The sequence below is a fragment of the Acinetobacter pragensis genome (genome assembly GCF_001605895.1).
Lineage (GTDB): Bacteria > Pseudomonadota > Gammaproteobacteria > Pseudomonadales > Moraxellaceae > Acinetobacter > Acinetobacter pragensis.
The window spans coordinates 1-23,288 of record NZ_LUAW01000035.1; the positions used below are offsets into that span (position 1 = coordinate 1).

The following is a 23,288-nucleotide window of genomic DNA, read 5'->3' on the forward strand; positions in this document are numbered from 1 at the left end:
CTTTTAAATCTCGTAATGATAATAAAATTGTTATTGTTTTTATGGGATATGGTGAATTGGAGCAAGCTATTAAAGCTGTTATGCTTGAATATAATAACATTTTCTTTTATCCAGCTGTACCTCCACAAATTGTACTAGAATATACTGCTTCARYHTGKWWAKGSACATGCGCAGTGTCAATATGAAAGCGCATCATGAGGCGACTCAAGCTTTAAGTTTGCAGATTAAAGTGCGCATATTGGAACAAGTACAGTAAGTGCTGAATACCTTGGTAAAATAGCCTGCATCAAGGCTATTTTACTGAAACTCATAATGTTCACTGAATTGTATGTGTTCTAAGCTGAGTGAATATTTATTTTTCAGTTCTGTCCACTGAATCTTTGGAGGCTGAGCGCTTTCTTCAAATTCATTTTGCCCAGATGTGCTTTTTATCTTTCCCGTCGAAAAATTAATGCTTTGTTCGCTGATATCGCCAGATGCGCGGTGAAAGTCGTTACTGTCATAGCCAATCAGTTTAAATGCTTGGTCTTGATATCTGAATGTATAGGTTTTATTAGTTACATACCATGATCCGCAGCTGAGCCAATAATGCAAGCTGATGTGAAGCACTCCATTATGAATCTTTAATGCCTCACTTTCACCTAAGGGGTCGGCGAGGCATGGTGAATCAGCATCCCCTTCGGTAGGCAGGCTGCTGTTGCTGGCAGCCAGCTGATAGCCTTGCTTTGATTGCAGCAGCACCATTAATTTGCGTGGATTCAGATTGAGCTGCGGGTTGCCTAAGCTCTCATTTTTGACGATGTTTTCAGGATGTGTATCTTCGGCAATTAAAACCAGATCTGCCTGTCCATCACGGTTTAAATCACCTTGGGTTTTTTCGAGAACTTTCCAGTTTTTTGGAATAAAGGATGCATAGTTTGTTAAATCAGGTGTTGTTGCTGAGATGCTGCTGATCATTAACGACGCGGCAGTAAAATAGAATAGTCGTTGTTTTAATGGCATGTATTGGCCTTTTTTAAATTTTTATAGAACGTACAGTAGGGGATAAAATGCTGAAAATAAAACTTTAACGCAATTTTGAGCCGAATAAAGCATAAAAGGATTCCGAAGAATCCTTTTATTAAAAACAGCAGTGAATTATTTAAAGAAATAACCTGTTTCCGGAGAGCTGGCATTAGCCATGCGCTTACGCGGCATGCGGCCAGCAAGAAATGCCTCTCGGCCCGCTTCAACGGCTTTTTTCATAGCGGATGCCATGAGGATCGGGTTTTGCGCAGCTGCAATCGCGGTGTTCATCAATACACCGTCACATCCCAGTTCCATTGCAATGGCCGCATCACTGGCAGTGCCCACACCGGCATCCACCAATACCGGCACTTTGGCATTTTCTTTAATAATTGAAAGGGTATGCGGGTTTAAAATGCCTAAACCGGAGCCGATTAAACTGCCTAAAGGCATAATAGCCACGCAGCCCATGCTTTCAAGTTCTTGCGCTATGATCGGGTCATCTGAGGTATACACCATAATTTCAAAACCGTCGTCAATTAAGGTGCGGGCTGCTTTTAGCGTTTCAGTGACGTTCGGGTACAAGGTTTTTTCATCACCCAGAACTTCCAGTTTAACTAAATTGTGGCCATCTAATAATTCACGCGCCAGCATGCAGGTACGCACCGCGCTATTGGCGTCAAAACAGCCCGCGGTATTGGGCAAGATGGTGTATTTATCAGGCGGTACAACGGACAGTAAGTTCGGCTGGTCCGGATGTTGGCCGATATTGACGCGACGGATAGCGACAGTGACAATTTCAGCGCCACTGGTTTGAATGGCTAAGTCAGTCTCGTTTAAATCTTTATATTTGCCAGTGCCAACCAATAAGCGTGAATTGAATGTGCGTGAACCGATTTTAAAAGTATCTTCCATGGGGGACTCCATTTAACCGCCGCCAACGGCATGAATGATTTCAATGCGATCTTCATCGCAAATGGCTGTCTGTTCTAATCTGCTTTTGGGAATAATCATTTCATTTTTTTCAACTGCAAAGCGTTTGCCCTCCAGTGAGAGTTGTTGAATGAGTTCCAGTAAATTAAGGCAAGAGGTATGCTGTGGTTCGCCATTGATATAAATGTGCATGCAAAATCTCGACTGGGTTATTTAGCGAATTTAAATGCGTTCCAGGCTAAAATGAGCCAGCCTAAAATCATCAGCGCACCGCCAATAGGTGTGATGGCGCCCAAAATTCGAGGCAGGCCTAAAGCCATGACATAAAGCGAGCCGCAAAAAAATAAAATGCCAATTTGAATGAGCCAAAAACTGGCTTTAATTGGAAGCTGAGGAATCACTTTACTGATGATGGCGAGAGCTAGAAGGCCAAGAGCATGGTAAAAGAAATAATCTGTTGCGGTTTGCCACCAAGCGAGCTGTTCAGGTGAAGCTATTTTTTTCAGGCCATGTGCGCCAAAAGCACCCAGCATCACGGCTAAAGCAAGATTAATTGCAGAAATTCCAACCCACATGCGTAAGACGCCCTTGGTCAATTTTGCGCACTACCTTAGCATAATTAAGACGGCAGGTTAAACCCAATACTGCCAATTTTTTAAATATCACCAAGCGAAAAAGAGCGGTTCAGTCTGCTGTTAAATGTTCAAAAATAGTTCATGTAAATTGCGGGTTTAACTTAATGATCTGATATGCAGGCAGTGGACGGTACATTGTTCTAGAAATGTACGGCATTGTTGTTTGCGGTTATTGCTGATGCTAAGAAGCTGCTTTTCTGAGGGAATTATTTAAATAAAAAGTTGATTCAATCTTTTTATTTAAATGCAGGGCTAATATGTTTTTTTCATTGGAAAATTCAAATGTATTTTTAAAGCGAACGAGCGTAGAAGCATGAAATTTTGACAATAAAAAAGCGCCGAAGCGCTTTTTTAGAAGATGGGTCAACACAATGCTTTAGTTGGATGACATGGCTACTTTAATTTTTTCCATCGCATTTTTTTCTAGCTGACGGATACGTTCTGCAGAAACATTATATTCGGCAGCCAGTTCATGCAGCGTTGACTTTTCATCATCCAGCCAGCGGCGCTGCAGAATATTGCGTGACCGGTCATCCAGCTGATCCATGGCTTCATGCAAAGCAGTCGTGCTTTGCTCTTCGTAATCTTCATCTTCAGCCAGACGGGCAGGGTTGTAACGGTTATCTTCTAGGTAAAGCGCAGGAGCAACATGCGTTGAACCTTCATCATCGTCATCACCTTGCGCTTCAAATGCAGCATCATAGGCGGTTAAGCGGCCTTCCATTTCCAAAACTTGCTCTGCGGTGACATTTAAATCTTCCGCAATAGACTGCGCTTCGGCTAAAGTCAGTTTTTTTGATGATTTTTTCAGGCTGCGCAAGTTAAAGAACAGTTTACGCTGCGCTTTGGTTGTCGCAATTTTAACAATACGCCAGTTGCGTATGACGTATTCATGAATTTCAGCTTTGATCCAATGCACCGCAAACGACACTAAACGGACGCCCATATTCGGGTCAAAGCGTTTTACAGCTTTCATTAGCCCTAAATTGCCTTCTTGGATTAAATCACCCTGAGGCAGGCCATAACCCGCATAACTGCGTGCAATGTGAACAACAAAGCGCAAATGAGACATCACCAGCATTTTAGCGGCGTCTAAGTCTTGATCATAATAATAGCGCTCTGCCAGCTCTTTTTCTTGTTCAGCTGTAAGAATAGGAATCTGGTTGACAGTACTGATATAAGCACCAAGATTCACCCCAGGTGCCGATAATGACAGGGGCATCAATTGATTGCTGCTGTCACTCATGTGTTCTCCTTAAAAAGTCAAAAGGTTTTAACCTGTTAATTACGTTTTATTTTAATCCAATATTTACCTGAATTATGGAAATTTGGGTAGCGAAATGTAAACTTTTATACGATTGCGAATGCTTTTGGTTTAAATGAAAATATTTAAGATTCAATTAAGTAGTGATATTCATAATCTGAAACTTTGCTTTGCTGACAGTCTAGCGCATGCAGTTGACAGTAGCGTGAAACATCTTGCTGACTATGCGGATCTGAAGACTTTAAAAGAAAGATTTTCCCTGAATTATTCTTTAATGCTTTTTTCAGCATTAAAAGCGGCATAGGGCATGGTTTTCCCATTGCATCAATAATAATTTCAGCGGAAGAATTTTCGCTCACTTTAAAATCCATTCACGATTTTTTAAAAGGATTTGAATTTTAGCAAATCGAGGGGCAATTCCCAAATAAATTGAAATTTATTTCTTGTTAGCTGTTAATTAATATAAAGATAGGGCGTTTAAAAAAATAATATGAGAGAAAATACAGAATGGTGAAAAAAAATCTATTAATTGTGTTTAACCCATGTTAAGCTCGATGCGTATTTAGGGTTTCAGATTGGCAAAAGTTGCTTGTCGCCTTATTTCAAATGGATGTAACCGGGATTTTGTTAATAGTTTTACAGAATGATTACAAGCTTAGAAATAAAAATATTTTTAAACTTTGTTTGCTCTGCTGTTTGCAACACCGGGTTGTCCTTTTTATGCATTACAATGAGGATTAACTTATGACAGCTCGTGAACAAGGCGTTGTTAAATGGTTCAACGACACTAAAGGTTTCGGCTTTATTCAACGTAACGGCGGCGACGATGTATTCGTTCACTTCCGCGCTATCCAAGGTGACGGCCACCGTTCACTTCGTGACGGCCAACGCGTTGAATTCAGCGTAGTAAAAGGTCAAAAAGGCTTCCAAGCTGAAGAAGTTCAGCCGTTAGACTAATCGTCTAAAAGGTCTTAAAAACGCTCCAATGTAAATTGGGGCGTTTTTTGTTTATAATGTTCCAAGTTTCTTGTGATTACTAACGTTCGAGCGCATTTATATGTCATCTGGTTTTGAAACCTTAAATTTACATCCGCAATTGAAACAGGCAATTGATGCTTTGGGTTTCAAGGAAATGACGCCAATCCAGCAAAAAGTTCTGAAATATACTTTGGTTGGGCATGATGCGATTGGCCGTGCGCAAACAGGTACGGGAAAAACGGCGGCATTTTTGGTCAGCGTGATTAATGATCTGCTGAACAACCCTATTCAAGGAGAGCGTTTTCGCGGAGAACCGCGCGCGCTTATTTTGGCGCCTACGCGTGAGCTTGCTTTGCAAATTGAGAGCGACGCAAAAGAATTAACCAAATTTACTGACCTGCATGTTGTGACTTTGCTGGGAGGAGTAGATTTTGATAAGCAAAAAGGCCAGCTGGCTAAGAACTTTGTCGATATTATTGTTGCGACACCTGGCCGTTTAATTGACTTGGTAGAACAAAAAGAAGTTTGGCTGGATCAAATTGAATTTTTAGTGATTGATGAAGCTGACCGTCTCTTGGATATGGGCTTTATTCCATCAGTGAAGCGCATTGTACGCTTTTCACCGCGCAAAGAGCAGCGTCAGACGCTCATGTTCTCTGCGACGTTCAGCTATGACGTGCTGAATTTGGCGCAGCAATGGCTGTTTGAACCAGTCACTGTGGAAATTGAACCTGAAAAGAAAACCAATGCAGATGTGGAACAGCGCGTGTATATGGTTGCGAAGTCGGACAAATATAAATTGCTGCAAGAAATTTTGCGTGATGAGCCGATTGAAAAAGTCATGATTTTTGCCAACCGCAGAGATCAAGTCCGCCGCCTTTACGAGCATTTGAAAAAAGATGGCTATAAAGTGGTGATGCTGTCAGGTGAAATTGCACAAGACAAGCGTTTGAAAATGCTGGATCAATTTAAAAACGGCAAACACAATATTATGATTGCAACGGATGTTGCTGGCCGCGGTATTCATGTGGATGGTGTTTCACACGTTGTGAACTTTACTTTGCCTGAACAGTCAGATGATTATGTACACCGTATTGGCCGTACTGGCCGTGCGGGTTCTAGCGGTGTCAGCATTAGTTTCTTGTCAGAAGACGATGCTTTTTATCTGCCAGAAATTGAAAAAGCGATTGGTCAAAAATTGCCATTAACCCGTTTGGAAGGGTATTGTTAATTTTCTTACTGCTGAAATTAAAAAAACCGCTCGATGAGCGGTTTTTTTAATGCTGATATTTTTGAAATTTAAACTTTGAGTTTATTTGGCTTGGCAGGTAAAAGTCAGCACAGTTTGATAATCATCATCTTTGCTTAAATTGCCGCTGTTGCCGGTAATTGAACCTAAAACGCTGGCGGCAGCTTGAACCATTTGCCCAGTCTTTTCATCAAACACGCCTTTTAAGGCACCGCTGTATTCGCTTTTTTCATCAGTAATGACAGGCGTGGCATTTTTACCGCATGCGCTGTTGGCGGCGCTAATGGCATTGTTTTTTGAAATCAGTGCAGATTTTCCAACGCCTGTAACCTCGTATTGATTGTTCGCTTTTTGGATTGCTAAAGACTGCGTAGGCGCATTTGACGCACAGGCGCTGAGTAAAAGCGCGGAAGCAATTGATGTGCAAATGATGAATTGTTTTTTCATGTTTTCCCCTGATGCTAATAAATGGCAATCTAGCTATTTGAACATAGCTTTTAAATTTAGAGGGATAAAAGCTGTATCGGTTATGCTGCTTTTTATTAAAAAGCTGTATTGTAAAAGCACGTCATAAATTTGAGGCTCCCCAGTTCAATCCATATGGAGTAAGTGCTTGAGAGTATGCTAATCTTGGGTCAGCGTTATTTAAGTGATATAGAAAATCAATGTCAGATATTGCGGTTGAAGCGGTTCATCAAAATATTCATCAGCGCCAATCGATTGGGCATCTGGTTGAGCCAGCACCGAGTGCAGCGCAATTGGATCAGGCTTTTGCGGCTGCGTTGACAGCGCCGGATCATCATCGGTTAAAACCGACCCGCTTTGTTGTTGTGCAAGAAGCGCAGCGGGAAGCTTTTGGTGAGCTGCTGTCACAAGCGCTGGCGGATACCGGGCAGACTGAGGGAGCGCAGCTGGAGCGGGTTAAGCATCATCCATTTCGTGCGCCGCTGCTGGTGCTGGCGTTAACAAAATTGCAGGATCATCCCAAAGTTCCGCATTTTGAACAAATTTTAAGTTCAGGGGCGGCAATTCAGAATTTTTTACTGTCTCTGCAGGTACATGGTTTTTCGACTATGTGGCGCAGCGGTGCAGTGGTTGAATCTGCTTTGTTTAAGCAAGCTTTGGGTTTAACAGAAGCCGATCTGATTTCGGGTATTATTTATATAGGTACAGCGGTAAAAGCCATTCCGCCAAGGCAAGAAATAAATATTTCAGAATTTGTAAGCGATTGGAAAAAATAAGCGTTCTATGTGACGTATTGGGAAATAAAAACAATGTCAGAACTTAAATTTTCAGATTTGGTTGAGCCAGTTGCGCCAGCAGATAAAACAGCTTTAAGAGTGACGGTATTGGGTGGCGGCAGTTTTGGCACGGCCATGGCCAATACTGCGGTACGCAATGGCTGCAGCACTATGATCTGGATCCGGGATGAAGCTGCGGCAGCTGATATTAATGCGTCTCATGTCAATAAGCGCTATTTGCCAGACTTTCAGTTGGAAGCAGGCCTGTATGCGACCTCTAGCTTGGAAGAAGCGGTGTGCAATCGTGACATTATTTTTGTCGCAATTCCTAGTCATTCGTTCCGCAGTGTTTTAGAGCAGATCAAGCCTTTTATTACATCTCAGGCGGTGGTGTCCTTAACCAAGGGTATAGAGGCGAAAACCTTCAGCTTTATGAGCGATATTATTCGTGAAGTATTGCCGGAAGTGCCTTACGGTGTGCTTTCTGGGCCTAACTTGGCCAAAGAGATTGTTGCGGGGCAGCCAGCAGGAACGGTAATCGCCAGTCAGTCTGAATTGGTGCGCTATGCTGTGCAGCAGGCGCTGCATAGCGCGTTATTCCGTGTATTTGCCAGTGATGATGTGCATGGAGTGGAGCTGGGCGGTGCGCTGAAAAATATTTATGCGGTGGCTATGGGAATGGCGGCGGCATATGGTGTCGGTGAAAACACGAAAAGTATGATTTTAACCCGCGCATTGGCTGAAATGAGCCGTTTTGCTGTAGAGCTTGGCGCAAACCCGCTGACCTTCTTGGGCCTCTCTGGTGTAGGTGATTTATTCGCCACATGCAGCAGTCCGCTCAGCCGGAATTATCAAGTCGGATTTGCTTTGGGATCGGGGAAAAGCTTGGATCAGGCGACCAAGGAATTGGGGCAGACTGCGGAAGGCATCAATACTATTGTGCAGGTCAAAGCGCGTTCTGAAGAGTTGAATGTCTATATGCCGATTACCAGTGCATTGTATGATGTTATTTTTGAAGGTGCTCCGCCGCTGAATATTGCGCTATCATTGATGAAAAATGGTCACCGCAGTGATGTGGAATTTGTCTTGCCGCATCATCAGGTTTAATTTAAATAGAATAAATTCCATTCATGCATGAAGGCCATGCTGAAAACTGAACTGTCATGAATGGGAGCTATAATGCAGCATAGAAGAAAGGAAATTTTATGCAACTGACTTTAATACGTCATGGGGAAGCGGCAGCGCCTGTAATGGGTGATGATACGAAGCGGCCGCTGACTGAGCGCGGACATCTGCAGGCGGAACAAACAGCGGATTATTTAAATAAAATTATAAAGCCCGAAGTCTTTGTGGTGAGTCCGCTGCTGCGGGCGCAGGAAACTTTAGCGCATTTGCATGCTTATTTCCCAGATGTGCCCGTGGTGATTTGCAATGCCATTAAACCGGATGATGATGCGCGTGCAGCTGTAGAGTGGCTTTCGTATTTACCATATGAATCTGTTGCTGTGGTTTGCCATATGAATGTTGTTGCGCATATAGCATCTATTTTGCTGACTGATTCATTTCAGCCTTTTAATTTAGCTGAAGCGCGGATTTATGAGCAGGCAGTGATTGCGCCAGGGTTGTCAACTCAAATAAAAAGCTTTATACCGGCAGCATAATAAACTCATTATAACGGCAGAAAATAACCGATGTTGTATTTATGGACACCTGAGGCCAATGGGGTTTGGCAGTGGTCAGATGGACAGTACTGGAAACAGTCGTCCAATCTTGAGCAGCTGATTCACGATCTGAAAGCGCACCATGGTCAAGAGGCGGCAGTTTTCTTTCCAAGCAGAGATACCCAGATTATTCAGCAAGTTTTTCCAAAAGCGCAGTATAAAAAGCTTGGCGCAGATGGAGTTAAATACCTGCTGGAAGAATATGTGATTCTGCCTTTGGACTCGATGCGGGTGCTGCACCATTTTCAAAATCCGGATCAGCTGACTGTTTTAGGCGTTGCAAATACTGCTGTGGAAACACTGCAGTATGCATTGGCCTTAATTCCTGTCAAAGTTGTGGCTTTATTGCCGGATTTTCTGCTGTTGCCTGAACCGGAAGCTGGGGAAACTGTTTTAGCTAATATTAATGGTCACTTGCTGGTGCGTGAAAATGAATTTCTCGGCCAATCTGTCGATGATCTGTCATTGTTTTTAGATTTTAAGCAGAATGATTCTTTATATAAAACGGCAAATCTTAGTGCTGAGCAAATGAATAGCCTGCAAGCGGCAGTTGCAGAAGACCGAATAGAAAGTTTCCACTATGAAGTGCCTGTTATAAAAAAAATAAAACAGCATCCTTTTAATGTGTTGCCAAAAGCCAAGAACCAGCAGGGTATATCCGGATATTGGAAAGCCTGCGCTTCTGTACTGCTTGGGCTGCTTGTGGTGCAATTCAGTTATGATGCTGTGCGCTGGCATCAAAACAAAAAAGTGGCGAATGCAATGGCTGTGCAAGCAGTTGATCAATTTAAATATTGGTTTGGTCAGAGCTATCCGGTCACAGAGCAAACCTTGAAAAGCCAGTTTGAGGCGCAATTGCGTCAAAGCCAAACAGGCAGTACTCAGGCTTTATCTTTAATCAGCCGTGTTGGCCCTTTGCTGATGCAGTATCAAATTACGGCAAATCGTGTTGCGTATGATTCATCAGCTTTAAGTATGGAATTGAAAGCGGGCTCAGCGGAACTATTGCAAACTTTAACCCAGCAGCTTAAACAGCAAGGCTTTAAAGTTGAATTGGGGAATATTCAGCCGGGCAGCGCAGGGGTTGTGGGATTGGTGAAAATACAATAATGAAAATACTGGAAAACTTGCAGCAAAGTACAGAGCTGCGCTTAGAGCGAATTCAGGACTTTCTGGATAGCCTTTCAGTGCGTGAAAGACTGATGGTTGTTTTTGCAGCAGCCTTTGTGGCGGTGGCTGCGGTGGGTTCAGCGCTATTCTATATGCATAAAGCGGCTGAACATCAGCAAAAGCGCTTAAATGACTTAAAAGATACGATTGTATGGATGCAGAGCAATGCAGTAACCATGAAGCCTGCCGGCGATACTGTTTTATCAGCTTCTGATAAAGTTCAGCGTGCAGCGCAGCAGCAGGGTTTGTCGGTTGCATCACAGCAGTCTGGCGAGCAGATACAAATTGCCGTTATGCATGAAAACTATGCTGTTTTAGCAAATTTCTTGACGCAATTGGTGCAGTCAGGACTCAGTATTGAGAAAATGGAACTGAGTTCTGAAGCCGGTCAGATTAAATTAACAGCGGCTGTACAATAATCGGTAAAAATAAAGAACTGCCAAGCATGGTGTTTTGGCACAGCTGTGCCTATAATGTGGCGACTTAAAAAGCAGTAGACTTTTACAGATATGTTGTATTCTCTTGCCCGCCCTTTGTTGTTTTCTTTAGCACCAGAGCGTGCACATGAGCTGACATTATCCCTTTTGAAATCATCCTATAAAATAGGCATGATGCGGCAGGCTGTTCCTGCAAAACCAGTGACCTGCATGGGCATTGAATTTCCGAATCCTGTCGGCTTGGCTGCAGGTCTGGATAAAAACGGCGCTTATATTGATGCATTGGCATCTCAAGGCTTTGGTTTTATTGAAATCGGCACCATCACGCCAAAGCCTCAGGCGGGAAATCCTGAACCTAGATTGTTCCGTTTGCCTGCGGCGAAAGCCATCATTAACCGTATGGGTTTTAATAATGATGGTGTGGACCAGCTGATTGAAAATGTCAAAGCGGCAAAATTCAAAGGCGTACTGGGCATTAATATTGGCAAGAACGCAGCGACTCCTGTAGAAAATGCTGTAGATGATTATCTGATTTGCCTGAATAAAGTTTATAACTACGCATCTTATATTACTGTTAATATTTCATCTCCGAATACCAAAAACCTGCGCAGCCTGCAAAGCGGTGACGCGCTGACAGAGCTGCTGGAAACCTTGAAAAAACGCCAGCTTGAATTGGCGGAAGAAAATCAGCATTATGTTCCTTTGGTACTGAAAGTTGCGCCAGATTTAGAGCCTGAAGATATCCAGTTTATTGCCAACCAATTGCTTGAATTCAAAATTGACGGCTTGATTGTGACCAATACAACGCTTTCCCGTGAAGGTGTGGAAAATCTTAAACATGGCGATGAAGCCGGCGGTTTATCGGGCGCTCCGGTTTTTGTGAAAAGCACGGCCTGTTTGGCGGCTTTTGCAAAAGTGTTGGAAGGTAAAATTCCATTAATTGGCGTAGGCGGTATTTTGTCGGGCGAAGATGCTGTGGCGAAAAAGAATGCTGGCGCTGCCCTTGTACAGATCTATAGCGGCCTCATATATACAGGACCTAAATTAATTAAAGACTGTGTCGACGCGCTGTAAAGATTATGAATGCCATTGATATCTTTATACTGATTATACTGCTCATTGGAGGGCTTAACGGTTTGCGTCAAGGATTTATTAAAGCCTTTGCGAACTTGGCAGGATGGATTCTGGCATTAATTGTTGCGGCAAAATATGCATCCATTTTGGCACCTTCGATGCTTGTACTCAGTTCTGATCCTGTGGTTCAAAAGATTGCGGCCTTTGCATTTATTGTATTGGTGATTGTTGTCCTCACATGGATAGCGACATCCTTGCTGAACGGTATTTTAAAAAGCTTGAAACTTGGCCCGCTCAACCGTCTGGCAGGCGGTGTGTTCGGCGGATTAAAGGGTCTGCTGGTGGTGCTGATTACGATTCAGGGTGTTGGGCCTTGGGTAGAAAGTTCACCGCATTGGAAGCAGTCTAAATTTATTCAGACCTTATTGCCATATGCACCTTGGGCTGCGCAAATGTCCAAAGATGCCGCCAATGAAGCTATGCATCATATTCATTCTGAAGGCCAGCCAAAGTCTTCAGAACTCTCATCTGAAGCGGCTGCTAAAAAAGCGCCGTCTGATGGTAAGTCAACAAATAATCCTTTTTATTAATCCTAGCTTGTCTGCGAGGTTGCTATGTGTGGAGTAGTTGGTATAGCTGGTAAATCACCCGTTAACCAAATGTTGTTTGATGCATTAACGATGTTACAGCATCGTGGACAAGATGCCGCTGGGATCGTAACTTGCCATGAAGGGCGTTTATTCCTTCGCAAGGATACCGGCATGGTGCGCGATGTGTTTCATACACGTCATATGCGCGCTTTGCAGGGGAACTACGGCATTGGTCATGTGCGTTATCCAACTGCGGGTTCTTCTAGCAGTGCAGAAGCTCAGCCGTTCTATGTGAACTCGCCTTACGGCATTACATTGGCGCATAACGGCAACTTAACCAATGCGGCAGAAATTCATGAAGATCTGTTTAAAACAGATTTGCGCCACATGAATACAGACTCTGACTCAGAAGTCTTACTGAACGTTTTTGCGCATGAATTGCAAAAACGCAGTAAATTGACTGCATCAGCAGAAGACATTTTTGATGTGGTTTCCCGTGTACATGAGCGCTGCAAGGGCGGCTATGCTGTAGTCACAATGATTACTGGTCAGGGCTTGGTTGGTTTCCGTGATCCTAACGGCATTCGCCCGCTGATCTATGGCTCTCGTGAAACTGAACAGGGTAAAGAGTATATTATTGCCTCTGAATCTGTCGCGATTACTGCCCTTGGCTTTAAAGTTGAGCGTGATATTGCGCCCGGTGAAGCGATCTTCATTACGGCACAAGGCGAAATGTTCACTAAGCAATGCGCTGCTGCTCCTGAATACAGTCCGTGTATTTTTGAATATGTGTACTTTGCACGCCCGGATGCCACTATTGACGGCATCTCTGTGTATAAAGCGCGCCTAAAAATGGGCGAAAAACTTGCGCAAAAAATCCTGCGTGAGTGGAGTGAAGAGCACGATATTGATGTGGTTATTCCAATTCCGGATACATCACGGACTTCTGCGCTCGAACTGGCCAATATGCTTGGCGTTAAATTCCGCGAAGGCTTCATGAAGAACCGCTACATTGGCCGTACCTTTATTATGCCGGGCCAGCAGCAGCGTGAAAAATCTGTACGTCAGAAATTGAACCCTGTTGAGCTGGAGTTTCAAGGCAAGAATGTCCTGCTGGTTGATGATTCTATTGTCCGCGGTACGACCTGTAATGAAATCATTCAAATGGCGCGTGATGCAGGAGCAAAAAAAGTATTCTTTGCATCTGCTGCGCCAATGGTGAAATATCCGAATGTGTACGGCATTGATATGCCCGCTAAATCTGAGCTGATTGCATCAAACCGCAGTGTAGAAGAAATCCGTGAAATTATTGGCGCTGACCGCTTAATTTTCCAAGACTTGGAAGATTTAAAAGCAGCTGTACGTACCACCAAAGTACCGGAACTTCAAGAATTTGACTGTTCTGTTTTTGATGGCGTATATGTGGCTGGCGGTATCAATGAAGCTTATCTGGATGCGCTGGAGAAGAAGCGCAGTGATTCAGCCAAGCTGGAAAAGTCAGACAAGTATATTGATGTCAATATTGATGCGGCATCGGTAGATTTGACCGGCGTGCGTGAAGAATAATTCACGCATAAACTCTGTGAAAAGCGGGAATTTCCCGCTTTTTTCATTTATGATGGTCAAACAAAAGGCAATGTTGTTTTAAGGGATTGCATTGAAATTAGTTGGCTATGCGTTTATAAAAAACAAAAATATGTTTTGGTCCGCTTTTATTTGTGCGGTTGCTGTGCTTTTAACTATTGTGATTATCAATATTATTGTTGGCTTACTGGTTTTTTATGCAGACTCAACGCAATCAATTTACTGGCATGTGCTCAGTCTATATTTAATTGCGCTCTTGCTGCTGATTATGTCGGTTTCAGTGCTTTACGAATTTTATATTTTCAGAATGGGCGGGCATTCTTTAGCTAAACAGCTGGGCGCGCGCCGCTTAAGCTTAATTGAAAGCATTCCAGAAGAAAGTGTTGCGTTAAAAATTACAGAACAGCTTTCAGACACCTTTTTAATTGATATGCCGGCCTTATATGTGCTGCCGAATGAAGTTGGCGTAAATGCTTTAACTGCCGGTTTTTATCCGCGCGATACCGTCATTATTCTGACGTGGGGCGCAATGCAGAATTTAGATGAAATAGAACTCTATGGTTTGCTGAGTCATGAGTTCAATAAAATTTTATCTGGTGAGGCTGCAGAGAACACCCGGCTGAAAATTCTGTATAGCGGTTTAACGTCCTTCAGTCAGTGGGGCAGTAAAATTGCTAAGCGAGGTTTTTACCGCAATGGCGCAGTTCGGGAAAATAAATTTGAAACGGTTTTTGTGGCTATTGGTGCAGTGATTTGGCTGATTGGTAGTTTAGGGGTGCTGATCACCCGCTTTATTAAATTTATTACGCTGGGCGGGCACACTTACCGTAATGACCAGAAAACCAAACGGCTAATACAAAATGATGCCAATATTCAAACATTGTTGCGGATTTATGTGCATCATTCAGGCTCCCAAATTCATAGTGAATTTGCGGAATCCATCTCGCATATGTGTTTTGCGAATGCGTTGAGTCCGCAAAACTGGATGAATATCCACCCAAGCATAGAACAGCGTATTTTTGAATTGAATCCGGGAATCATTCAGGATTTACAGCTGGAAAATCTGAAAAAATTGAAAAACCAGCCGTTGTTTAGTCTCTTTCGTTCGCTGGAAGAAATCAGCCCAGATGTCGTTTTACCGTGGAGTTCGCCGCAGCCTTTGCCATTGCTCCGCCTGTCGCCTATCAGTTTTGCGATAAAAGATGCGATTAAACCTTTGAAATCCGAGATTCGCGCCAATTGGCGGCGTCCTGAGCTAATTGACCGGGCCATGCAAACCGCGACGGGTTCCCGCGAAGTGATGGTCGCGATTTTAATGATCCGTCAATATAGGGAGTTTATACCTACAGATGCAGAGGTCAGCCGGGCTATTGTGGACTCATTGCTGAATTTGGACGGGCGGGTGCATATTGCGATTTTCAAAGAAGCCTGCAAAAATATTGGCGGCATGCCGGCAACCATTGCAAGACAGTTTTTGATGAAATTGGCGCGCATTATTCAAGAGGATGGGGAAATAGGCTTGCTGGATGCATTGCTGCTGGAAAAGGTGAAGTTTGAATTGAATCTGATGCCCATTCATACCGCCACGGCTTTAGAGGATGTAAAGCCCAGTATTGTGCGGCTGATTGATGCCTTGCTGCATGTGCAGCAAATCAACAGTGATAGCCAGCTGGAAGTGCGTGAAATGATTTTAAAGCGAATTCTGAGCCAAAAGGAGCTGGAACGCTATAGCGATATTTCAGATGAGCCGATTGATTTGGCTGAAATTTTAAACGATATTGCAGGCCTGTTGCTGCGTGACCGGTTCAGTATTTTAGCAGTAGCCGAAATTTGTTTGTGGAATGACCGAATCATTACTCAAGATGAGCTTGATGTGCTGGAATTGCTGTATTGGCGTCTGGGGTTTGAAACAGATGAAATGATTGACTTGATGCAGAAGAAAAATAGCCTGATGATCATTTAAAGAAAGTTTGATGTGTGCAGCTCATCTGCCTATTAATGGCGGAGCCAATAGAAACGTGCTGGAAAAATGAATATGAGCACGGTTTGAGCTGAATTAAAATAAAAGTACAGCAAAGTGCGGTTAATCCCGATAGAATATCGATGAACAATTTGGTGTGATGAAAGCATGATGGGGCATCAGCGTGACATAATGGCGGCATTGGGAATCGATATTTGGATTCCTAAGGGCGCCGCATGTCAGCCTCATCAGCCTGAAATTTGGCGGGATCGCGCTGCACACGAGCCAATTTCAGAAATTATTTTGCCGCAGGCTCCGGCGGTGTTTGAAGCGGCTGTGCCGGAAAACCGTTCTGCAGAGCCTGCCATTGCGGCACAAGATGTTCTGGCAGATTATATAGGCGTTGCTGCGGAGCCAAAAGCCGATGTAAATCCGGTTCCTGTACAAGAGCTGCATGTACCTGCTTTAGAGATTTCAGCATTTTCCATTGAAGCGATCTGCTTGCCGCAATGCGTTTTAATTATGGACGCTACGGCGGTTACCGCAGATCAGCAATTGTTATGGCGCAATATTCAAAGGGCGGTTTCTGCTGAATTTTTCAATCTGCAATGGCCATTTGCATGGCAGAATATGCAGGATGGACGTGGAGCTGGTTCTTATGTTCAGGGCTTTTTAGATGCCGTTGCTGTCAATAAAAATATATTGTGTTTGGGTGATATTCCGCATTTGCAGTCTTCTCAAAGCATTCAATTGGCCTCACTGCAGGAAATGCTGGATCAGCCGCTGTTAAAAAAACGCCTATGGCAATTTATGCAAAATAAAATCAAGGAATGAAGTGGTTATGACTCAGAAAGTTGTTGTTTTTAGCCAAATCGATAATGAAATTTTGATGAAACTGGAACAGCAATATCATGTTGTTCAAATCAATCCGAAAAAAGGCGATGTCAATCAGCAGATTTTAGATGAAAGCCGTGATGCTGACGGAATGATTGGCGCAGGCCGTGTGCTGAATGAAAATAATTTGAAGCATGCTGAAAAGCTGAAGATTGTTTCCAGCGTCAGTGTTGGCTATGACAACTATGATGTGGGTTATTTAAAGCACAAGAATATTTTGCTGACGCATACTCCGCATGTCCTGACAGAAACTACAGCAGATCTGGCTTTTACTTTGCTGATGAGCGCTGCCAGAAAAATCCCAGCACTGGATGCTTGGACCAAGCAGGGGCAATGGGTTCGCACTGCTGGCCCAGAGCAATTTGGCGTGGATATTTATGGTAAAACATTGGGCATTATCGGTTTGGGGCATATTGGTGCGGCTATTGCCCGGCGCGGTTTTCATGGCTTTAACATGAATGTGCTGTACCATAACCGTCATGAAAAAATTGAAATAGCCGAACAGCTTAAGGCTGAATTCTGCGGTTTGGATGAACTGCTGCGCCGTTCGGACTTTGTTGTAATTGCAGTAGATTTAAATGCGGCATCGCAATCCCTTATTGGCGCCCGCGAATTGCAGCTGATGCAGCAGCATGCTGTATTGGTCAACATTTCCCGCGGATCTGTATTAGATGAGCAGGCGCTTATTGAGGCATTGAAAGCGCGCAGTATTTTTGCAGCCGGCTTGGATGTCTATCAAAAGGAACCGCTGCAAAGTTCAGAACTATTCCAGCTGGATAATGCCGTGACACTGCCGCATATAGGTTCTGCAACGGCGCAAACCCGCAAGCGCATGGCAGAATTGGCCTATAAAAACTTAGTTGATGCATTGGCGGGCAAAACGCCGCGTTATGCTGTGAAGTAAATTTTTAAAATAAAAAATTAATAACACTTTCTTTCATGATTGCTCATTTTTCAATGCTATATTTCTGTGGTAAGCATTGAATCAGATTGGGATGTAGTATTGAAAAAAATTTTGCTGGCGTGCAGTTTGGCGGTGTGCACTGCGGCTGCACATACTCAAACGGTAGAATTCAATTCAGCTGCTCAATTTGCGGTGCCTAATATTGGCAGCGGCGTGGGCTTGCTGGATCAGCAAAATGAAAGAGCGATTGGTGAAAAGGTATTCCGCGAAGTAAATAAGCAAATGCCAGTTTTACAGAACCCGTGGCTGGAAGATCGCTTATATTCAGTATTTTCACATATTTTGAGTCAGACACAGCTTAATCAGCCCGTGGGGCTGTTGATTATTAATGATCCGCAAATTAATGCGTTTGCAGTGCCGGGCGGTTTATTTGCATTAAATGCGGGTTTGATTAATTCTGCACGCAATATGGATGAAATGGCAGGAGTAATGGCGCACGAGATTGCGCATGTTACACAGCGTCATTACAGCCGTTCTCAAGAGGCCTTTAAAGGGCAAGGCTTGCTTTCTTTGGCTGGTATACTGGTAGGTGCATTGGTTGCATCTCAAGCGGATGGAGATGTAGGCGCTGCCGTGATGCTGGGTTCGCAGGCGGCGCTTTTAGATAAGCAGCTGACATATAGCCGGAATCAAGAACGTGAAGCGGACCGCATCGGCATGCAGTATATGTATGCTTCGGGCTACAATCCGCAAAGCATGGCGGATTTTTTTGAAGTAATGAACCGTGCTACAAGTCAGGTCAGTTTTTTACCGGATTTTTGGCTCACGCATCCGCTTACTACACAGCGTATGAGTGAGGCGCGCTTGAGAGCAAATCAGCTGCCTAAGGTAAAGCCAAGTTTAGATAATGAAGATTTTGAAGTCATTAAGCAGTATAGCCGTGTACTGTCGGCGCAAAGCAGTGAACAGCAGCTGCAGTCGCTGGCCAGCCAAAATAATTTTGCAGGGCTGCTGGCGCTGACTGCATTTCAAGTGCAGCACGGTGATTTTTCAGCTGCGCAAGCTACCCTGGATAAAGCTCAAAATATTAAATCCAGTCATGTGCTGATGACGCTGCTGCAGGCGGATATTTATTTAGGACAAAATAAAATTGAAAATGCATTAAGCCTAATCAGCAGCGCGGCAGCGGTTATGCCGGAAAACCGAGCATTGAATTATAAATATGCGGAAGTTCTCATCCGGAATAAACAGCCGGCTCAGGCGGAGTTGACGGTACGTCAGTTTTTGCGCAGCAATCCGCATGATGTATCGGGTTGGCGTCTAATGCAGCAATCTGCAAATGCTGACAGTTCATCTGCATTGCGGTCTGTCAATGTATTGCGCTACCGTGCGGAAGTTGAGTTTTGGTCGGGCAGTGAAGAAAATGCCATAAAGTCTTTATTGCATGCCAAGCGCTTGGCGAAAGAGCATAAGTCAATTGAAGCAGTCATAGAACAGCGCTTAAAAGAAATGCAGAAAGACAGGCAATTGAACGTTTAGGTCAAGGTGACGGAATTAAAAAATCGCTGTGTTAGATCTGTATTGACAGAGTAAGGCATGTTGAGTAATAAGGCTTGATTTGAAATAAATTAAATGAACATGCTTCAAGCCAGAATAATTTTAAATATTGAGGTGCTGTAATGATTCAAGGGCAGTGTTTGTGCGGTGCAGTAAAATACCGATATACAGCTGAACTGGAATGCAGCATCATCTGTTTTTGCCAGCATTGCAGGTTGGCGCAAGGTGCAGTATTTGGCTGGAATAGCCCAATTGATGAATCAAAATTTCAGTTGATTCAAGGCGCCAGCAGCTTAAAAGAGTATTTTCATACTCCAAATAAGGCCCGTGTATTCTGCTGTCAATGCGGCAGTCCATTATATTCTTACCGAACTGATTTGCCGAATGTGCTGCGCTTGCGTTTAGGCACGGTCACGCAAGGCGCGCTGCCTGCGCCGAAAGAGGGCGGATTTCAGCACTATCAGCCGGATTTTATTTGTATTAACTCGTTTTGAGTTATGCGCTATTTTGGCTCAATGCTACAATGCGCACTGATTGTTTAAACTTCATGATAAAGATTGATTTAATGAAAAATATTATTTTTGCTTTATTTGCGCTGGGGATTTCACTGCAGCAGGTACAGGCGGCAAGCGCCGAGCAATATGTGCAGGCAGTCGAAAAAATTAATGAAAATTATCAGCAGGATACTCGGAATTTTTTGAAAACGCTTGATCCCATGCAGCGCGGATTTACTGCTGCGCAGCAGGCAGGTTTTTGTCAAATTTTAGGCAAATACGCAAATGATTTATATCAGGCGGCTGATGTGAATCGGGCATACTTGGATAAGCAATATGCCAATATCACTAAAAAAGATGTGATTGCTCAAGTATTGTCTTCAAAAGAAATGCAGATGCTGAAACGCTATAATGTTCAATGCAATTTAAATTAATTATTATTGAATGGATCTGGTGATTTTTAATGCTGACGAAAGAACTGTCTTAAACTTATGCTTTAAATTTTAAGGCAGTTCAACGCAAAAGAGGGAAGTGTTTGGGTATTAAGCAAGTTTTGCTTTAATTTTTGCAGAAACTTGAGAAGGATCGGCGCGCCCGGCTATGAGCGGACGCAGAGAGTTCATCACCTTACCCATATCTTTCATGCTAGTAGCTTCTTGCGCAGCGATTGCTTGCGCAATGATGGAATCAAGTTCTTCCTCAGTCATAGCTTCTGGTAGAAATTGAGATAAAATTTCAATTTCGGCTTGTTCCTTACTAGCTAAATCTTCTCGGCCAGCGCCTTCAAAGGCTTTAACCGATTCTTTACGTTGTTTTATTTGCTTTTCAATGACCGCAAGAACCTGAGTATCATCAAGCTCAATGCGTTCATCGACTTCAATTTGCTTGATTGCTGCCTGTAGACTACGAATTACCGTTAACTTGCTCATTTCTTTAGCACGCATAGTTGCTTTCAAAACATCAGTTATTTGGTTTTTTAAAGTAGTCATTTATCTTGTCCAGGTTAGTCAATCAATCACAAATTAATCTTAGTAAAGGCGTGTAGTACGTACTGATTCGCGCGCCAATTTCTTTTGGTAGCGTTTAACAGCAGCAGCTTTTTTACGTTTACGTTCTTGAGTAGGTTTTTCGTAGAATTCGCGTTTACGAACGTCAGCCAAAACACCAGCTTTTTCGCATGAACGTTTGAAACGGCGGATAGCTACGTCTACTGGCTCGCCTTCTTTCAATTTAACTTGTGGCATGAAGAATCCTCATTAAGTTATGGATAAGATCTAGGGCGAAATTGCCTTCGATCACAAGTGAAGGTCAGTATTTTACTCATTTACATCTCATACCACAAGTCTATAATAGGTTTCGCAATAGATTTGATACAGGTTATAGGCAGTTTAATGATCGTTTTAGGCTTAGAAACATCTTGTGATGAAACAGGACTTGCATTGTATGACAGCGAGTTGGGTTTGCGCGGGCAAGTGCTGTATAGCCAAATTAAACTGCATGCAGAATATGGCGGCGTCGTACCAGAACTGGCTTCACGTGACCATGTGCGCAAATTAATTCCTTTAATTACACAGCTTTTGGCTGACAGCGGCATCAAAAAATCTGAAATTGATGCGATTGCCTATACCCGCGGGCCAGGCTTGATGGGTGCACTTATGACCGGTGCGCTGTTTGGCCGAACTTTGGCCTTTGCGCTGAATAAACCGGCAATTGGCGTGCATCATATGGAAGGCCATATGCTGGCGCCTTTGCTGTCAAAGACTCCGCCAGAATTTCCTTTTGTGGCGCTGCTGGTTTCTGGCGGTCATACGCAATTGATGGCAGCTTATGGCATTGGTCAATATGAATTATTGGGCGAATCCATTGATGACGCTGCGGGTGAAGCTTTCGATAAAGTCGCCAAAATGATGGGGCTTCCGTATCCGGGCGGACCGAATATTTCGAAATTGGCCGCTGAAGGGGATATGAATGCTTTTGAATTCCCGCGTCCAATGCTGCATCAAGGTTTGGATTTTTCTTTCAGCGGTTTAAAAACAGCGGTTTCAGTTCAGCTGAAAAAAGTACAAGGTGAAGGGCGTGAAGCGGATATCGCCGCCTCTTTTCAAGAGGCGCTGGTTGATACGCTGGTAAAAAAATCGGTGAAAGCATTAAAGCAAACGGGCTTGAGACGTTTGGTGATTGCTGGCGGTGTAAGTGCAAACAGCCGTCTCAGAGAGCGTTTGGAAGCAGATTTAGCTAAAATTCGCGCGACAGTTTATTATGCGGAACCAGCATTATGTACAGACAATGGCGCAATGATTGCATTTGCCGGCTATCAGCGCTTAAAAGCTGGACAGCATGATGGTTTGGCGGTGACAACAACACCGCGCTGGCCGATGACGGAATTGAGTAATCCTGAAGAAGCTTAAAGGCTAGTCATAAAAATAATAAAAAAAGCCCGGACAGAAGATCTGGGCTTTTTTATCCTTTATTAAAGTAGGCTTGGGGGATTTTTTTTGACTCCAAAGATACTTAAGGAATATGTAAACTAGAGACTGCTGTGAAAGAAAGGCTCAGTTTAAAACAAACAGAGCCTTTATCTTATTGTGTATGGAGAATTTAAACCTAGAAAACAGAGTTATAAATTCAGTAACTGCTGTGACCCAATCCAGTGTTTGGAAAACTGATAAGCTGCACGCCCTGACCGCTGACCGCGTCCTTGAGACCATCTTAAGGCTTCTGCCCGGGCTTCTTCTGTAAATGGCATATTTGCTTTCATCAGATAGTGCTCGACAATTTCCAGATACAGTTTTTGATCCATTGGATAAAATGACAGCCACATGCCAAAACGGTCAGACAGTGAAATTTTTTCTTCAATGGCTTCCTGCGGATGCAGTTCCGTGTATTGGGGAACATCAACCCGTGTTACAGGTGTGTTTTCATGCATAAACTCGGGCAGCAAATGACGGCGGTTGCTGGTTGCATAAATAATGAAATTGCTTGCGCCAGACTGCAGTGAGCCATCCAGAACACTTTTTAAGCTGCGGTAATTTTCATCTTCAGCATTAAAGGCCAAATCATCACAGTAAACGATAAATTTTTCAGGCCGATTCGCAATTAATTTTTGAATTTCAGGCAAGTCAGATAAATCATCCCGTTCAATTTCAATCAAACGCAGGCCTTGCGCTTCATATTCAGTCAGCAATGCGCGGACAATTGAAGACTTGCCTGTGCCGCGTGAGCCTGTCAGCAGCACATCATTGGCAGGCAAGCCTTTTAAAAATTGCAAAGTATTTTGAATCACTTTATCTTTTTGGCGCTCAATGCCTTTTAGATCTTCCAGATACATCTTTTTCGGCTGATCAATGGCTTTCAGCTGTTTATCTTCCCACTTATAAGCGGCGGTTGAAAAATCCGGCAGCTTTTTTATTTCAGGAAGCGTTTGCTGTAATTGTAAAAGTACCGCAGAAAGAGAATTTAAAATATGATCTGGCAAATCTATAGTTGGCATGGGTATTCAGCTTGTGATTAGTCGATGAATAGGTGTAATTTTACAACAACAATGTATAGTATTTCGGCATGATATGCCAACTGATGCAATTTATAACTATTGAATTGA

At 43.4% G+C, this 23,288-nt stretch carries 27 protein-coding genes and 1 pseudogene; 18 read left to right on the plus strand and 10 right to left on the minus strand.

The window, feature by feature from the left end; translation table 11 throughout:
- Positions 1–185, plus strand: a pseudogene (locus tag AZH43_RS18785) (hypothetical protein); the annotation flags it as partial.
- Positions 186–297: 112 nt separating this feature from the next.
- Here the strand turns inward: AZH43_RS18785 and AZH43_RS14205 are convergent.
- From AZH43_RS14205 to AZH43_RS14235, 6 genes are all read right to left on the minus strand, one after another.
- Positions 298–957: a hypothetical protein gene (locus AZH43_RS14205; RefSeq protein WP_067670824.1), complete on the minus strand. Its 660-nt coding sequence runs from the start codon at positions 955–957 to the stop codon at positions 298–300.
- Between the two features lie 180 nt (positions 958–1,137).
- On the minus strand, positions 1,138–1,920 hold the full coding sequence (locus tag AZH43_RS14210) for a thiazole synthase (RefSeq protein WP_067670826.1): 783 nt from the start codon (positions 1,918–1,920) through the stop codon (positions 1,138–1,140).
- Between the two features lie 12 nt (positions 1,921–1,932).
- Entirely contained in the window at positions 1,933–2,130 is a 198-nt protein-coding gene (thiS, locus tag AZH43_RS14215) for a sulfur carrier protein ThiS (RefSeq protein ID WP_067670828.1), read from the minus strand.
- A 17-nt stretch (positions 2,131–2,147) separates the two neighbouring features.
- Positions 2,148–2,513, minus strand: a complete 366-nt coding sequence (locus tag AZH43_RS14220) for a DUF423 domain-containing protein (RefSeq protein WP_067670831.1) — start codon at positions 2,511–2,513, stop codon at positions 2,148–2,150.
- A 436-nt stretch (positions 2,514–2,949) separates the two neighbouring features.
- Entirely contained in the window at positions 2,950–3,819 is an 870-nt protein-coding gene (gene rpoH / locus AZH43_RS14230) for an RNA polymerase sigma factor RpoH (RefSeq protein WP_067670835.1), read from the minus strand.
- A gap of 143 nt (positions 3,820–3,962) precedes the next feature.
- Positions 3,963–4,208 carry a sulfurtransferase TusA family protein gene (locus AZH43_RS14235; protein ID WP_067670837.1) on the minus strand — a complete coding sequence of 82 codons (246 nt, stop codon included), beginning with the start codon at positions 4,206–4,208 and terminating at the stop codon, positions 3,963–3,965.
- A gap of 373 nt (positions 4,209–4,581) precedes the next feature.
- On the opposite strand from AZH43_RS14235, the gene AZH43_RS14240 reads away from it, so the two are divergent.
- Both AZH43_RS14240 and rhlB read left to right on the plus strand, forming a co-directional pair.
- Entirely contained in the window at positions 4,582–4,794 is a 213-nt protein-coding gene (locus AZH43_RS14240) for a cold-shock protein (protein ID WP_004648643.1), read from the plus strand.
- A 100-nt stretch (positions 4,795–4,894) separates the two neighbouring features.
- Complete coding sequence (rhlB, locus tag AZH43_RS14245) at positions 4,895–6,046, plus strand: ATP-dependent RNA helicase RhlB (protein ID WP_067670839.1); 1,152 nt, start codon at positions 4,895–4,897, stop codon at positions 6,044–6,046.
- An 81-nt stretch (positions 6,047–6,127) separates the two neighbouring features.
- On the opposite strand, the gene AZH43_RS14250 is transcribed toward rhlB, so the two are convergent.
- Positions 6,128–6,511: a hypothetical protein gene (locus AZH43_RS14250; protein WP_067670841.1), complete on the minus strand. Its 384-nt coding sequence runs from the start codon at positions 6,509–6,511 to the stop codon at positions 6,128–6,130.
- 218 nt (positions 6,512–6,729) lie between these two features.
- On the opposite strand from AZH43_RS14250, the gene AZH43_RS14255 reads away from it, so the two are divergent.
- The 14 genes from AZH43_RS14255 (at position 6,730) to AZH43_RS14320 (ending at position 20,124) form a co-directional block, all read left to right on the plus strand.
- Complete coding sequence (locus AZH43_RS14255) at positions 6,730–7,305, plus strand: nitroreductase family protein (protein ID WP_067670843.1); 576 nt, start codon at positions 6,730–6,732, stop codon at positions 7,303–7,305.
- A 33-nt stretch (positions 7,306–7,338) separates the two neighbouring features.
- The gene (locus AZH43_RS14260) at positions 7,339–8,412 is read left to right on the plus strand and encodes an NAD(P)H-dependent glycerol-3-phosphate dehydrogenase (RefSeq protein WP_067670845.1); all 1,074 of its coding nucleotides are present in this window, start codon (positions 7,339–7,341) and stop codon (positions 8,410–8,412) included.
- A 98-nt stretch (positions 8,413–8,510) separates the two neighbouring features.
- Positions 8,511–8,966 carry a phosphoglycerate mutase family protein gene (locus AZH43_RS14265; RefSeq protein WP_067670847.1) on the plus strand — a complete coding sequence of 152 codons (456 nt, stop codon included), beginning with the start codon at positions 8,511–8,513 and terminating at the stop codon, positions 8,964–8,966.
- A 30-nt stretch (positions 8,967–8,996) separates the two neighbouring features.
- Positions 8,997–10,136, plus strand: coding sequence for a type II secretion system protein GspL (gspL, locus tag AZH43_RS14270; protein ID WP_067670849.1), 1,140 nt, complete (start codon positions 8,997–8,999; stop codon positions 10,134–10,136).
- A complete protein-coding gene (gspM, locus tag AZH43_RS14275; protein WP_067670851.1) occupies positions 10,136–10,615 on the plus strand; it encodes a type II secretion system protein GspM in 480 nt (159 codons plus the stop codon). The genes gspL and gspM overlap by 1 nt, the downstream gene beginning before the upstream one ends.
- A gap of 90 nt (positions 10,616–10,705) precedes the next feature.
- Positions 10,706–11,707 carry a quinone-dependent dihydroorotate dehydrogenase gene (locus AZH43_RS14280; protein ID WP_067670853.1) on the plus strand — a complete coding sequence of 334 codons (1,002 nt, stop codon included), beginning with the start codon at positions 10,706–10,708 and terminating at the stop codon, positions 11,705–11,707.
- 5 nt (positions 11,708–11,712) lie between these two features.
- Positions 11,713–12,297 carry a CvpA family protein gene (locus AZH43_RS14285; protein ID WP_067670855.1) on the plus strand — a complete coding sequence of 195 codons (585 nt, stop codon included), beginning with the start codon at positions 11,713–11,715 and terminating at the stop codon, positions 12,295–12,297.
- Between the two features lie 24 nt (positions 12,298–12,321).
- Positions 12,322–13,863 carry an amidophosphoribosyltransferase gene (gene purF, locus AZH43_RS14290; RefSeq protein ID WP_067670857.1) on the plus strand — a complete coding sequence of 514 codons (1,542 nt, stop codon included), beginning with the start codon at positions 12,322–12,324 and terminating at the stop codon, positions 13,861–13,863.
- A 91-nt stretch (positions 13,864–13,954) separates the two neighbouring features.
- Entirely contained in the window at positions 13,955–15,844 is a 1,890-nt protein-coding gene (locus AZH43_RS14295; protein ID WP_081406829.1) for a M48 family metalloprotease, read from the plus strand.
- A gap of 165 nt (positions 15,845–16,009) precedes the next feature.
- A complete protein-coding gene (locus AZH43_RS14300) occupies positions 16,010–16,675 on the plus strand; it encodes a hypothetical protein (protein WP_067670861.1) in 666 nt (221 codons plus the stop codon).
- A 7-nt stretch (positions 16,676–16,682) separates the two neighbouring features.
- Positions 16,683–17,639, plus strand: coding sequence for a 2-hydroxyacid dehydrogenase (locus tag AZH43_RS14305; protein WP_067670863.1), 957 nt, complete (start codon positions 16,683–16,685; stop codon positions 17,637–17,639).
- A 99-nt stretch (positions 17,640–17,738) separates the two neighbouring features.
- Entirely contained in the window at positions 17,739–19,178 is a 1,440-nt protein-coding gene (locus AZH43_RS14310; protein WP_067670907.1) for a M48 family metalloprotease, read from the plus strand.
- Positions 19,179–19,318: 140 nt separating this feature from the next.
- The gene (locus tag AZH43_RS14315; protein ID WP_067670865.1) at positions 19,319–19,690 is read left to right on the plus strand and encodes a GFA family protein; all 372 of its coding nucleotides are present in this window, start codon (positions 19,319–19,321) and stop codon (positions 19,688–19,690) included.
- Positions 19,691–19,761: 71 nt separating this feature from the next.
- On the plus strand, positions 19,762–20,124 hold the full coding sequence (locus tag AZH43_RS14320) for a hypothetical protein (RefSeq protein ID WP_067670910.1): 363 nt from the start codon (positions 19,762–19,764) through the stop codon (positions 20,122–20,124).
- Between the two features lie 108 nt (positions 20,125–20,232).
- Here AZH43_RS14320 and AZH43_RS14325 read toward each other — a convergent pair whose 3' ends face one another.
- Positions 20,233–20,679: a GatB/YqeY domain-containing protein gene (locus tag AZH43_RS14325; protein ID WP_067670867.1), complete on the minus strand. Its 447-nt coding sequence runs from the start codon at positions 20,677–20,679 to the stop codon at positions 20,233–20,235.
- Between the two features lie 39 nt (positions 20,680–20,718).
- Complete coding sequence (gene rpsU / locus AZH43_RS14330; RefSeq protein ID WP_001136722.1) at positions 20,719–20,934, minus strand: 30S ribosomal protein S21; 216 nt, start codon at positions 20,932–20,934, stop codon at positions 20,719–20,721.
- A 147-nt stretch (positions 20,935–21,081) separates the two neighbouring features.
- Between rpsU and tsaD the strand changes: the two genes are divergently transcribed.
- Positions 21,082–22,098, plus strand: coding sequence for a tRNA (adenosine(37)-N6)-threonylcarbamoyltransferase complex transferase subunit TsaD (tsaD, locus tag AZH43_RS14335; protein WP_067670869.1), 1,017 nt, complete (start codon positions 21,082–21,084; stop codon positions 22,096–22,098).
- Positions 22,099–22,307: 209 nt separating this feature from the next.
- Here tsaD and AZH43_RS14340 read toward each other — a convergent pair whose 3' ends face one another.
- Positions 22,308–23,180 carry an ATP-binding protein gene (locus AZH43_RS14340; protein ID WP_067670871.1) on the minus strand — a complete coding sequence of 291 codons (873 nt, stop codon included), beginning with the start codon at positions 23,178–23,180 and terminating at the stop codon, positions 22,308–22,310.
- Positions 23,181–23,288: the final 108 nt, after the last annotated feature.

Bases quoted from the DNA above. Each gene is read 5' to 3' on its own strand.
- AZH43_RS14205 (WP_067670824.1), bottom strand. From the start codon at position 957: ATGATCAGCAGCATCTCAGCAACAACACCTGATTTAACAAACTATGCA.
- AZH43_RS14210 (WP_067670826.1), bottom strand. From the start codon at position 1,920: ATGGAAGATACTTTTAAAATCGGTTCACGCACATTCAATTCACGCTTA.
- thiS (WP_067670828.1), bottom strand. From the start codon at position 2,130: ATGCACATTTATATCAATGGCGAACCACAGCATACCTCTTGCCTTAAT.
- AZH43_RS14220 (WP_067670831.1), bottom strand. From the start codon at position 2,513: ATGTGGGTTGGAATTTCTGCAATTAATCTTGCTTTAGCCGTGATGCTG.
- rpoH (WP_067670835.1), bottom strand. From the start codon at position 3,819: ATGAGTGACAGCAGCAATCAATTGATGCCCCTGTCATTATCGGCACCT.
- AZH43_RS14235 (WP_067670837.1), bottom strand. From the start codon at position 4,208: ATGGATTTTAAAGTGAGCGAAAATTCTTCCGCTGAAATTATTATTGAT.
- AZH43_RS14240 (WP_004648643.1), top strand. From the start codon at position 4,582: ATGACAGCTCGTGAACAAGGCGTTGTTAAATGGTTCAACGACACTAAA.
- rhlB (WP_067670839.1), top strand. From the start codon at position 4,895: ATGTCATCTGGTTTTGAAACCTTAAATTTACATCCGCAATTGAAACAG.
- AZH43_RS14250 (WP_067670841.1), bottom strand. From the start codon at position 6,511: ATGAAAAAACAATTCATCATTTGCACATCAATTGCTTCCGCGCTTTTA.
- AZH43_RS14255 (WP_067670843.1), top strand. From the start codon at position 6,730: ATGTCAGATATTGCGGTTGAAGCGGTTCATCAAAATATTCATCAGCGC.
- AZH43_RS14260 (WP_067670845.1), top strand. From the start codon at position 7,339: ATGTCAGAACTTAAATTTTCAGATTTGGTTGAGCCAGTTGCGCCAGCA.
- AZH43_RS14265 (WP_067670847.1), top strand. From the start codon at position 8,511: ATGCAACTGACTTTAATACGTCATGGGGAAGCGGCAGCGCCTGTAATG.
- gspL (WP_067670849.1), top strand. From the start codon at position 8,997: ATGTTGTATTTATGGACACCTGAGGCCAATGGGGTTTGGCAGTGGTCA.
- gspM (WP_067670851.1), top strand. From the start codon at position 10,136: ATGAAAATACTGGAAAACTTGCAGCAAAGTACAGAGCTGCGCTTAGAG.
- AZH43_RS14280 (WP_067670853.1), top strand. From the start codon at position 10,706: ATGTTGTATTCTCTTGCCCGCCCTTTGTTGTTTTCTTTAGCACCAGAG.
- AZH43_RS14285 (WP_067670855.1), top strand. From the start codon at position 11,713: ATGAATGCCATTGATATCTTTATACTGATTATACTGCTCATTGGAGGG.
- purF (WP_067670857.1), top strand. From the start codon at position 12,322: ATGTGTGGAGTAGTTGGTATAGCTGGTAAATCACCCGTTAACCAAATG.
- AZH43_RS14300 (WP_067670861.1), top strand. From the start codon at position 16,010: ATGATGGGGCATCAGCGTGACATAATGGCGGCATTGGGAATCGATATT.
- AZH43_RS14305 (WP_067670863.1), top strand. From the start codon at position 16,683: ATGACTCAGAAAGTTGTTGTTTTTAGCCAAATCGATAATGAAATTTTG.
- AZH43_RS14315 (WP_067670865.1), top strand. From the start codon at position 19,319: ATGATTCAAGGGCAGTGTTTGTGCGGTGCAGTAAAATACCGATATACA.
- AZH43_RS14320 (WP_067670910.1), top strand. From the start codon at position 19,762: ATGAAAAATATTATTTTTGCTTTATTTGCGCTGGGGATTTCACTGCAG.
- AZH43_RS14325 (WP_067670867.1), bottom strand. From the start codon at position 20,679: ATGACTACTTTAAAAAACCAAATAACTGATGTTTTGAAAGCAACTATG.
- rpsU (WP_001136722.1), bottom strand. From the start codon at position 20,934: ATGCCACAAGTTAAATTGAAAGAAGGCGAGCCAGTAGACGTAGCTATC.
- tsaD (WP_067670869.1), top strand. From the start codon at position 21,082: ATGATCGTTTTAGGCTTAGAAACATCTTGTGATGAAACAGGACTTGCA.
- AZH43_RS14340 (WP_067670871.1), bottom strand. From the start codon at position 23,180: ATGCCAACTATAGATTTGCCAGATCATATTTTAAATTCTCTTTCTGCG.